The organism is Streptomyces sp. NPDC057280, from assembly GCF_042668605.1.
In the GTDB taxonomy this organism is placed as follows: domain Bacteria; phylum Actinomycetota; class Actinomycetes; order Streptomycetales; family Streptomycetaceae; genus Streptomyces.
In genome coordinates this window covers 520,130-529,065 of the sequence record NZ_JBHUYR010000001.1, presented here as the reverse complement: position 1 = coordinate 529,065, position 8,936 = coordinate 520,130, and the positions used below count along the sequence as shown (strand labels likewise).

Genomic DNA, 8,936 nt, shown 5'->3' with positions numbered 1-8,936 from the left:
TGGCCGCCCAGGGTGCGAGTGTCCGCCGTGCGGAGCGTTCCGGGCAAAGATGCATGTACAGCCCACCGGTGTGCGTACATGTCTGCTGCTGTGGCCCCCGATGCCGCAGGTGTGCGGGTGCCCTGCGGCCGGAGCCATGGCACGCAGGGGACAGGCTCCGGCAGGCAGGGTCAAGCCGGCCGACGGCGCCCGTGCCACGCTCACGCACAAGTCCTTCACAACTACGGGGTGCGGCAGGGAGGACGGGTTCATGCGGCGCCCCGGCCACCGGTTGGGAGAAGCCCATGCCTTTCGTCACCGCATCCGACGGCGCCCAGATCTACTACAAGGACTGGGGGACGGGTCGCCCGGTCGTCCTCAGCCACGGCTGGCCGCTGAACTCCGACAGCTGGGAGGCCCAGCAACTGTTCCTGGCCGGTCATGGCTACCGCGTCATCGCGCACGACCGGCGCGGCCACGGCCGGTCCACCCAGACGTGGCACGGCAACGAGATGAACACCTACGCCGACGACCTGGCCACGCTCATCGACACCCTGGACCTGCGGGACGCCACCCTGGTCGGGTTCTCCACCGGTGGCGGCGAGGTCGCCCGCTACGTCGGCCGCCACGGCACCTCCCGGGTCGCCCAGGTCGTGCTCGTCTCCGCGGTCCCCCCGTTCATGCTGCGCACCGACGACAATCCCGGCGGCGTGCCGATCGAGACGTTCGACGCGATCCGGGCCGGATCGCTCGCCGACCGCTCACAGCTGTACCACGACCTGGCCGACGGGCCGTTCTTCGGCAACAACCGGCCCGGTGCCGACGTCTCCCCGGGCATCCGCGAGGCGTTCTGGCTCCAGAGCATGCAGGCCGGACACCGGGGCGCCTACGAGTGCATCGCGGCCTTCTCCGCGACCGACTTCCGCACCGACCTGGACGCCGTCGACGTGCCCGCGCTGGTCATCCACGGCGACGACGACCAGGTCGTCCCCTTCGAGGTCGGGGGCAAGGCGTCGGCCGCCCGCATCAAGAACGCGACGCTGAAGGTCTACCCGGGCGCCCCGCACGGCATCACCGACACCCACAAAGAGCAACTCGGCGCCGATCTGCTGGAGTTCCTCAATTCCTGACGCCGTCACGCCCGCGTCCCCGGCCGCCCGCCGGGTACGCCCGAGCACAGGAGCCACCACATGATCCTCAGCGGTCAGCGGCCTCGCCGCCGTACCGTCAGCGCATGCCTGCTCGCCGCCGCGCTCGTGGCCGGCGTGGGCGGCGCGGTCGCCCCCGTCTCCGCCACCACGGCGCACCCGAGCGGCCCCAAGCCGACCGTCGTCCTCGTCCACGGCGTGTTCGCCGACGCCTCCGGCTGGTACCGGACCATCGCCGCCCTGCAGAAGGCCGGCTACCCGGTCATCGCCCCGGCCAACCCGCTGCGCGACCTGGGCGGCGACGCGGCCTACGTCTCCAGCGTCCTCGACAGCATCGACGGCCCGGTCATCCTGGTCGGCCACTCCTACGGCGGCGAGGTCATCACCAACGCCGCCCGCGGCCACACCAACGTCAAGGCCCTCGTCTACGTCGCCGCGTTCGCCCCCGACCAGGGCGAGAGCGCGCTGCAACTGGCCGGCAAGTTCCCCGGCAGCAAGCTGCCGGACGCGCTGATCGCCCGCAACTACCCACTGCTGGACGGCAGTACGGGCCAGGACGGTTACATCGACCCGGCCAGGTTCCGTGACGTGTTCGCCGCCGACCTGCCCTCCTCCCAGACCCGGCTGATGGCCGCCGCCCAACGCCCCGGCAGCGTGGGCGGGTTGGCCGGCCCCAGCGGCACACCGGCCTGGAAGGACCTGCCGTCCTGGTACGTCATCCCCACCAAGGACAACGTCATCCCGGCCGCCGCGCAGCGCTTCATGGCCGAGCGCGCCCACAGCCGCACCGTCGAGGTCAAGGGCGCGTCCCACGTCGTGATGATGTCCCACCCCGACATCGTGGTCCGCCAGATCCAGGCCGCCCACCAGGCCACTCGCTGAGGAGCACACCGATGCAACCCGACACCATCGTCCTCGTCCACGGCTTCTGGGTGACACCGCGCGCCTGGGAGAACTGGATCGCCCACTACCAGGGCAAGGGCTTCCGCGTCATCGCCCCGCCCTACCCCGGCTTCGAGGTGGAGGTCGAGGCCCTCAACGCCGACCCGACCCCGATCGAGACGGTCACCGTCCCCGCCATCATCGCCGGCCTCGAGAAGGTCATCACCGAGCTGGACCGGCCGCCCGTCATCATGGGGCACTCCGCCGGCGGCGCGTTCACCCAGCTCCTGCTCGACCGCGGCTTCGGCGCGGCCGGAGTGGCGATCAACTCCGCACCCACCGAAGGCGTGGCCGTCGTACCGCTGTCCCAGGTCCGCTCGACCTTCCCGGTGCTGAAGAACCCGGCCAACCGCCACCGCGCCGTCGGCTTCGACTACGACCACTGGCGCTACGCCTTCACCAACACCTTCCCCGAGGAGCAGGCCCACGCCACGTACGAGCGCTACCACATCCCCGCACCCGGCGGCATCGTCTGGGGCAGTGCCCTGGCGAACATCCACCATGGCCACACCGACACCTACGTCGACTACCACAACACGGGCAGGGCCCCGCTGCTGTTCTGCGCCGGCGAGAACGACCACCTCATGCCGCCCAAGGTGCAGCAGTCCAACGCCAAGCACTACAAGGCCGAGGGCACCGTCACCGAGGTCACGGTGTTCCCCGGCCGCTCCCATCTGATGCCCGCCCAGGACGGCTGGGAAGAGGTCGCCGACCACGCCCTGGACTGGGCCCTCGCCCACGCCTGAGCCATCGTCGCCCGGCTCGGGACGTGCGCCGCCCGTGCCGGGCCCGGAAGGACTCCCTCATGAGCGACCTGCGCATCACCCACATCGGCGGCCCGACGACCCTGATCGAGACCGGCGGCTGGCGACTGCTGACCGATCCCACCTTCGACCCGCCCGGACAGCGCTACGGCTTCGGCTGGGGCACCGCCTCCCACAAGTCCGCGGGCCCCGCCCTCGCCGCCGCCGACCTGCCGCCGATCGACGCCGTCCTGCTCAGCCACGACCAGCACGGCGACAACCTCGACACCACGGGACGCGCGCTGCTGGACACCGCGGATCTCGTGCTGACCACCCCGGCCGGCGCCCGGCGGCTCGGCGGCAACGCCCGCGGCCTGCCCCCGTGGACCGTCACCCGCCTGCACGCCCCCGGCCGCCCCACCCTCACCGTCACCGCCACCCCGGCCCGCCACGGCCCGCCCCTGTCCCGGCCGCTGACCGGACACGTCACCGGCTTCGCCCTCACCTGGGAAGGCCAGCGGCACGGCGCGCTGTGGATCTCCGGGGACACCGTCCTGTACGGCGGCGTGCGCGAGGTGGCCAGGCGGCTGACCGTGGGCACGGCACTGCTGCATGTCGGCGGCGTGCGCTTCCCGATCACCGGACCGGTCCGCTACACCATGACCGCCGCCCAGGCCGTCCGCCTGTGCCGCCTGCTGCGGCCCCGCACCGCCCTCCCCGTCCACTACGAGGGCTGGCACCACTTCCACGAAGGCCGCGACGCCATCGAGCGGGAACTGGCCCGCGCGCCCGAGGACATCCGCAGCCGCTTCCGCTGGCTGCCCACCGGAACCGCCACGGACCTCAACACGTGACCCGTGGCGTGCGCCCTCCGGGTGTGCGCCCTCAGCGGCGCGTCAGCGCAGCAGGAGCTGCACGACCGCGATGACGCCGACGGCGACGATCACGGCACGCAGGGCGGCGGGCGGGAGGCGTCGCCCGACCTTGGCGCCGATCTGGCCACCGAGGGCGGAGCCCACCGCGATCAGCAGAACCGCCGACCAGTCGAACTCCGCGACGAAGAGGAAGAAGCAGGCGGCGATGCCGTTGACGACGGCTCCGAGGACGTTCTTGACGGCGTTGACGCGTTGCAGGTCCTCGTCGAGGAGCAGGCCCATCAGGGAGAGGTACAGGACTCCTTGAGCGGCGCCGAAGTAGCCGCCGTACCCGCTGGCGAGGAGCAGACCGACCAGGAGGACGGGGCCGCCGTGCGGATGGCCGGTGGTGCCGTTGTTCTCACGCCGCCGCTGTACGGCTTTGGCAAGGCGCGGCTGGAGCAGTACGAGGACCAGTGCGGCGGTGATCAGTACGGGGACGATCGTGTCGAAGGACTCGGAGGGCAGGGTGAGCAGCAGGACGGCACCACCGAGTCCGCCGAGGGCTGCGGTGAGGCCGAGCACGAGTGTGCGCCGGCGCTGTCCGCGCAGCTCGGCGCGGTAGCCGATGGCCCCGCTGATGGACCCGGGCACCAGTCCCAGGGCGTTGGAGACGTTGGCGGTGATCGGCGGCAGCCCGGTGGCGAGCAGTACCGGGAAGGTGATCAGGGTGCCGGAGCCGACGATGGTGTTGATCGCGCCGGCCCCTGTACCGGCCGCGAGGACGGCCAGAGCTTCCCCGATGGACATGGCCATCTCCTCACCTGATCAGCGTGTCGCCTCCCCGCCGCCCATGGGCGGTCGAGGGGCTCGCATCGATCTTGCACGATCAGGCGCATGGTCCGGCACGGGTGCCCAGCATGTGAGTGGGCGACCGGGCGCGGGTCTCGGGAATCGGGGTGCTTCAGGGGGTGACGGCGTGTTCGGTGAACCGGCCGCAGGAGCGGAATCCCAGGCGGCGGTAGACGGGCTCGCCGTCGGCTGACGCCTGCAGGACCGCGATGCGGTGGCCTCGGTCGCGGGCCGTCCGGAGCGCCGCGAGCGTCATGGCGCCGCCGTAGCCCCGGCGGCGGTGGTCGGCCAGGGTGCAGATGTTGTAGATGCCGGCGACTCCCGCATGGTGGAAGACTTCGGCGGAACAGACCGGACTGCCTTCCACGTAGCCGACCAGATAGCGGGCCGGGCAGTGCGCGGCCAGTGCCTGCGGGGCGGCCTGGGCGAAGAAGCGACGGACGGTGTCGGCAGGCGGATCCCAGTTCGCGGCCACGACCGTCGCGTAGTCGGCGAGTTGCTCGGGCGTGGTCACCCGCTGGATGTCCAGGCTCGGGACGGCAGGAGGGGCCGGGGTGGTGCCGTCCAGCGCGGCCCACATGGCCGTCTCGCGTTCGGAGGCCGGCAGACCTGCCGCCGTCAGGCGGGTGCTGAGGTCCGCCGGTGTCGAGGCGGGCCCCACCCACCAGGAGAAGGGGCGGCCGGAGCGGGCCAGCGTCCCGGCGGTTTCGGCGATACGTGTCGTGGCCTCGGCGGCGGTGAAGCGGGCCGCGGCAACGATGTTGAACGTGTCGTCATGCAGACCGCTGTCCGCGATCAGCAGGTCACCCACCTCTGCGACGGTCGCACCGGTCATGCCCCGATGCAGGTGGCAGGCGTGTTCCGCCAGATTCCGTTCCATCCTGTCCATCAGGTCGGCTTCATCGAGGAAATGATCATTCATGGGGACCGATCCCAGCACGGCTCGGGGTGGATCGCATGCGATTTCGGGTCGCCCTCGGGGGTTCGGGGCATGGGGTACCTCCCTGCCGCAACAGGCGTGGCCCGGATGCGCGCGACGGACCCCGGCCGCACGCTGAGATCATGGCTACCGATCAGCCCGTCGTCATCTACCCGCCTGCTGAAGACGGTGGGCGGCGCGTTCGCATCAGTGGGCATTTCGTCGGGATCGCCTATGGCGTGCTCGACGTCGTGGCCTTCGTGCAGGAGGCCGGTCTCCAGGAGTGGGATGAGATGGACGTGGTCCAGTCGTCGCTGATCGAGTGGCGGGGAGCCGGCCCGGACGGGTGGGGGCACTGACGCGCGGCGGTCTCACCGGTCCGCTCCGGCGTGGTGGCGCCCGACGGCTGCGGCCGTCAGGTGGTGCGGGAGCGGGTCGAGGTGATCACGACGGAGGTGTAGGGCATGGTGGCACGGCCGCCGAGCTTGTCGATCGCGGTTCCGGCACGGTCCAGGACCGCGGCCATTTTGTCCGCGGGGAGCTGGGTGAGGCCGCCGAAGGTGGGGAGTTGGTCGAGCCACTCCTCTCGGGTGTACGTGCGCTCCCAGGCGAAGCGCCACTGCTCCGGCTCGCTGAACCGGCCGGTCCGACGGATGCCGTCGGCGATTTTCGCGAACAGTGGCTGGTAGGCGTCCAGGGCCGATCCCTGCAGCAGGCCGGGGTTGAACGGGGAGTCGGGGGCCACTCGTTGGAGCGCTTCGGCGAGGGCGGCGGTCAACTCGGCCGGGATCTGGGGGACGTGGTGGAAAGGGGCGAGGCGGCCACCGGGACGCAGCGCCTGGGCCGCCTTGGCCGCGCCGGCGACGGGGTCCACCCAGTGCCAGGCGGTGCCGGCGATGACCGCGTCGAACTGCCGTCCGGCCGGCTGCCAGTCCTCGAACCTGGAGACCTCGACCTCGATGCGGCTGAGTCGCGCGAAGGCGGCCATCCGCGCGTCGGGCTCGACGCCGAGCACCGTGCAGCCGGCCGCCTGGAACTGGCGGGCCTCGATGCCGGTCCCGGCTCCGACGTCGAGCACCTGCCGGCCGGGGCTTGCCGCGATGATCCGGTCCACCAGAGCTTGCGGGTAGGGCGGTCGGGCACGGTCGTAGCGTTCGGGGTCCACGCCGAACGACTCGGCTGTCTGCCGGTGACGGTGGGGCTCGGGAACGGAGTCGTCGGGCTGTCCCTGCGCTAAAGTGGGCATGCGCCCACCCTAGTGGGCGCATGCCCACTTGTTAAGGCGGGGCACCGCGGAAAGGGAGTCGATGCCGTCAGGGGTGCACATCCACAACGTGCGCGGCCAGTTGTTCGAAGCCGCCGAGCGCGTCCTGCTCCGGGACGGACCCGACGGGTTGACGAGCCGGGCGGTCACGGAGGAGGCGAACTGCGCCAAGGGGGTTCTGCACCGGCACTTCACCGACTTCGACGCTTTCCTGGCGGACCTGGTCCTCGACCGCATCCGCGCCATCGAGGAACGGACCACGACTCTGTGCGCGGCCGCCGGGACCGGGGACGTGGTGGAAAACGTCGCCGACGCGCTGCAGGACCTGTTCGGGCCGGTCACGGTGGCCATCGTCGCGCTCATCACCTTCCGCGACGGCCTGCGCGCCCGGCTGCGCGAGGCGGGGCTGACCGGCCTTCCTCTGGCGGTGCAGGGCGCCGCCATGATCGCCGCGTATCTCGCGGCCGAGCGGGAGTCGGGGCGCCTGGCCCCCGACGCCGACATCGACACCCTCGCCCCCACCCTGGTCGGGGCCGGGCATCTGCTCTTCGCCGACCGGTCCGGCCCGCCGCCGCAGCCGGCCGCCGTCCGCAAGATGGTGACCACCGTCATCGCCGGCGCCCTGCGACCGCCCCCGTCGCAGGACGAGCGGCCTGGCGGTGAAGGTTCGGAGGGCTGGAGTTGATGGATGTGCCCAGGCAGTTCACCGGGTGGGACGAGTCGGCGTTCGACGTGTTGCTGCGTCTCCAGGGCGAGCCGTCACAAGAGGTGATGCGAGAGACCCGCAAGGATCGCGAACGCCTCGTGCGGCAACCGATGGTCTCGCTCCTGCATGACCTGGCGTGGGAAGAGCCCGCGTTCGAGGACCACTCTGTGTGGCGGTACGGGAAGACCGCGTGGTGGTGGCAGAACCAGTCGGCCGTGGCACGCATCGCCCGGAGCATCGAGATCGGGCTGCGCTTCAGTCTGGACGGCCTGCGCGTGCAGGGTGCCTGGTGGTACGCCGACTCCGAGCAGATCAGCAGGTTCAGGGCGGCGGTCGCCGCTGAGACGAGCGGTTGCGTACTGGACGATGTGGTGGCCGAACTACGCGGCCGGGGGTTCGAGATCACCGGGGACCTTCTGAAGCGTGTGCCCCGGGAGCACCCCGCCGACCATCCTCGGGCAGCGTTGCTGCGACACCGCTCGCTGCTCGCCGTGCGACACCTCGGCGGTGACGAACGGCTGCAGACACCGGAGGTCGTCGACCGGGTGCTGGCCACGTACGAGGAACTCAGACCACTGCTCACCTGGCTGACCACCCACGTCGCCGCCTGCGTCCCGCCAGCCCGCTCGGACGAGTAGGGGCCTCTTCGGCCGGCTGGAGGGCTCAACTCGCGGGCGCACCGGCGATGTTGTTGGGCAGAATGACCGCCATGACGTACAGCGGCTCCTCCATCGACCCGTCCAAGCCCAGCATCGCCCGGGTCTACGACTATCTGCTCGGCGGCAAGGACAACTACGCCGTGGACCGTGAGATCGGGGACGTGTTCAAGCGTGACCTGCCCGGATCGGTGGCGATCGCCTTCGCCAACCGCGCGGCTCTGACCCGGGCGGTCAGGGAGATCGCGAAGACCACCGGCATTCGGCAGTTCGTGGACCTCGGGAGCGGCCTGCCGACCGCCGACAACGTCCACCAGGTCGCGCAACGGCACGCTCCCGAGTCCCGGGTGGTCTACGTCGACATCGACCCCCAGGTGCTCGTTCATGGCCGCGCGCTGCTGGAGGACAACGACCGGACCCGTGTCGTCGCGGTCGATGTGCGCAACCCCGAGGGCATCCGTACCCACCCCGACACCGTCGAGATGATCGACTTCGACCGTCCGGTCGCCGTGATCTTCAGTGCCATCCTCCATCACGTCAACGATGACGAGGATCCGGCCGGCATCGTCCGCTACTGGCGCGACCACGTCGTGTCGGGCAGCTACTTCTTCATGAGTCACTTCCGCTCCGGGAACAACCCGGAGACCGTGGAGGCCGAGACGGTGCTGCAGCAGACCTTCGGTCGTGGCCGGTGGCGGACCGACGAGGAGATCGCCTCCCTGCTGGACGGTCTGGAGATCCTCGACCCGGGGATCGTCCCCGCGTCCCTGTGGCGCCCCGACGAGAACGACGCCCTGGACATCGGGCAGAAGCGAGAACTCACGGTCTGGGAACACCTCATTGCCGCCGGGCTGGCCCGCAAGGCGTAGTGCG

The 8,936-nt window shown here is 71.1% G+C and carries 11 protein-coding genes; 8 read left to right on the top strand and 3 right to left on the bottom strand.

The genetic code is table 11. From position 1 onward, the window contains the following. Window positions 1-284: 284 nt before the first annotated feature. The 4 genes from ACFUO4_RS02335 to ACFUO4_RS02320 are packed head-to-tail and all read left to right on the top strand — an operon-like array spanning window position 285 to window position 3,666. The gene (locus ACFUO4_RS02335) at window positions 285-1,109 is read left to right on the top strand and encodes an alpha/beta fold hydrolase (protein ID WP_383479004.1); all 825 of its coding nucleotides are present in this window, start codon (window positions 285-287) and stop codon (window positions 1,107-1,109) included. A 60-nt stretch (window positions 1,110-1,169) separates the two neighbouring features. Beyond that, window positions 1,170-2,009 carry an alpha/beta fold hydrolase gene (locus ACFUO4_RS02330; protein WP_383479001.1) on the top strand — a complete coding sequence of 280 codons (840 nt, stop codon included), beginning with the start codon at window positions 1,170-1,172 and terminating at the stop codon, window positions 2,007-2,009. Window positions 2,010-2,020: 11 nt separating this feature from the next. After that, window positions 2,021-2,815, top strand: a complete 795-nt coding sequence (locus ACFUO4_RS02325; protein ID WP_383478998.1) for an alpha/beta hydrolase — start codon at window positions 2,021-2,023, stop codon at window positions 2,813-2,815. A 59-nt stretch (window positions 2,816-2,874) separates the two neighbouring features. Further along, a complete protein-coding gene (locus ACFUO4_RS02320; protein ID WP_383478995.1) occupies window positions 2,875-3,666 on the top strand; it encodes an MBL fold metallo-hydrolase in 792 nt (263 codons plus the stop codon). Between the two features lie 42 nt (window positions 3,667-3,708). Here the strand turns inward: ACFUO4_RS02320 and ACFUO4_RS02315 are convergent, their stop codons facing one another. Continuing rightward, window positions 3,709-4,482: a TSUP family transporter gene (locus ACFUO4_RS02315; RefSeq protein WP_179143503.1), complete on the bottom strand. Its 774-nt coding sequence runs from the start codon at window positions 4,480-4,482 to the stop codon at window positions 3,709-3,711. Between the two features lie 148 nt (window positions 4,483-4,630). Next, window positions 4,631-5,398, bottom strand: a complete 768-nt coding sequence (locus ACFUO4_RS02310) for a GNAT family N-acetyltransferase (protein ID WP_383482228.1) — start codon at window positions 5,396-5,398, stop codon at window positions 4,631-4,633. Between the two features lie 182 nt (window positions 5,399-5,580). Between ACFUO4_RS02310 and ACFUO4_RS02305 the strand changes: the two genes are divergently transcribed. After that, a complete protein-coding gene (locus ACFUO4_RS02305) occupies window positions 5,581-5,796 on the top strand; it encodes a hypothetical protein (RefSeq protein WP_079311007.1) in 216 nt (71 codons plus the stop codon). 56 nt (window positions 5,797-5,852) lie between these two features. On the opposite strand, the gene ACFUO4_RS02300 is transcribed toward ACFUO4_RS02305, so the two are convergent. Then, window positions 5,853-6,683, bottom strand: coding sequence for a class I SAM-dependent methyltransferase (locus tag ACFUO4_RS02300; RefSeq protein WP_383478990.1), 831 nt, complete (start codon window positions 6,681-6,683; stop codon window positions 5,853-5,855). Between the two features lie 61 nt (window positions 6,684-6,744). Between ACFUO4_RS02300 and ACFUO4_RS02295 the strand changes: the two genes are divergently transcribed. The 3 genes from ACFUO4_RS02295 (at window position 6,745) to ACFUO4_RS02285 (ending at window position 8,932) form a co-directional block, all read left to right on the top strand. Further along, window positions 6,745-7,386, top strand: a complete 642-nt coding sequence (locus ACFUO4_RS02295) for a TetR/AcrR family transcriptional regulator (protein WP_383478987.1) — start codon at window positions 6,745-6,747, stop codon at window positions 7,384-7,386. Continuing rightward, on the top strand, window positions 7,386-8,045 hold the full coding sequence (locus ACFUO4_RS02290) for a DUF2461 family protein (RefSeq protein ID WP_383478984.1): 660 nt from the start codon (window positions 7,386-7,388) through the stop codon (window positions 8,043-8,045). The genes ACFUO4_RS02295 and ACFUO4_RS02290 overlap by 1 nt, the downstream gene beginning before the upstream one ends. 71 nt (window positions 8,046-8,116) lie before the next feature. Continuing rightward, window positions 8,117-8,932: an SAM-dependent methyltransferase gene (locus ACFUO4_RS02285; RefSeq protein ID WP_383478981.1), complete on the top strand. Its 816-nt coding sequence runs from the start codon at window positions 8,117-8,119 to the stop codon at window positions 8,930-8,932. Window positions 8,933-8,936 lie beyond the last annotated feature (4 nt).

What these genes read in the sequence shown, in the direction of transcription:
- ACFUO4_RS02335 (WP_383479004.1), top strand. Translation starts at nt 285, where the DNA reads ATGCCTTTCGTCACCGCATCCGACGGCGCCCAGATCTACTACAAGGAC.
- ACFUO4_RS02330 (WP_383479001.1), top strand. Translation starts at nt 1,170, where the DNA reads ATGATCCTCAGCGGTCAGCGGCCTCGCCGCCGTACCGTCAGCGCATGC.
- ACFUO4_RS02325 (WP_383478998.1), top strand. Translation starts at nt 2,021, where the DNA reads ATGCAACCCGACACCATCGTCCTCGTCCACGGCTTCTGGGTGACACCG.
- ACFUO4_RS02320 (WP_383478995.1), top strand. Translation starts at nt 2,875, where the DNA reads ATGAGCGACCTGCGCATCACCCACATCGGCGGCCCGACGACCCTGATC.
- ACFUO4_RS02315 (WP_179143503.1), bottom strand. Translation starts at nt 4,482, where the DNA reads ATGGCCATGTCCATCGGGGAAGCTCTGGCCGTCCTCGCGGCCGGTACA.
- ACFUO4_RS02310 (WP_383482228.1), bottom strand. Translation starts at nt 5,398, where the DNA reads ATGGAACGGAATCTGGCGGAACACGCCTGCCACCTGCATCGGGGCATG.
- ACFUO4_RS02305 (WP_079311007.1), top strand. Translation starts at nt 5,581, where the DNA reads ATGGCTACCGATCAGCCCGTCGTCATCTACCCGCCTGCTGAAGACGGT.
- ACFUO4_RS02300 (WP_383478990.1), bottom strand. Translation starts at nt 6,683, where the DNA reads ATGCCCACTTTAGCGCAGGGACAGCCCGACGACTCCGTTCCCGAGCCC.
- ACFUO4_RS02295 (WP_383478987.1), top strand. Translation starts at nt 6,745, where the DNA reads ATGCCGTCAGGGGTGCACATCCACAACGTGCGCGGCCAGTTGTTCGAA.
- ACFUO4_RS02290 (WP_383478984.1), top strand. Translation starts at nt 7,386, where the DNA reads ATGGATGTGCCCAGGCAGTTCACCGGGTGGGACGAGTCGGCGTTCGAC.
- ACFUO4_RS02285 (WP_383478981.1), top strand. Translation starts at nt 8,117, where the DNA reads ATGACGTACAGCGGCTCCTCCATCGACCCGTCCAAGCCCAGCATCGCC.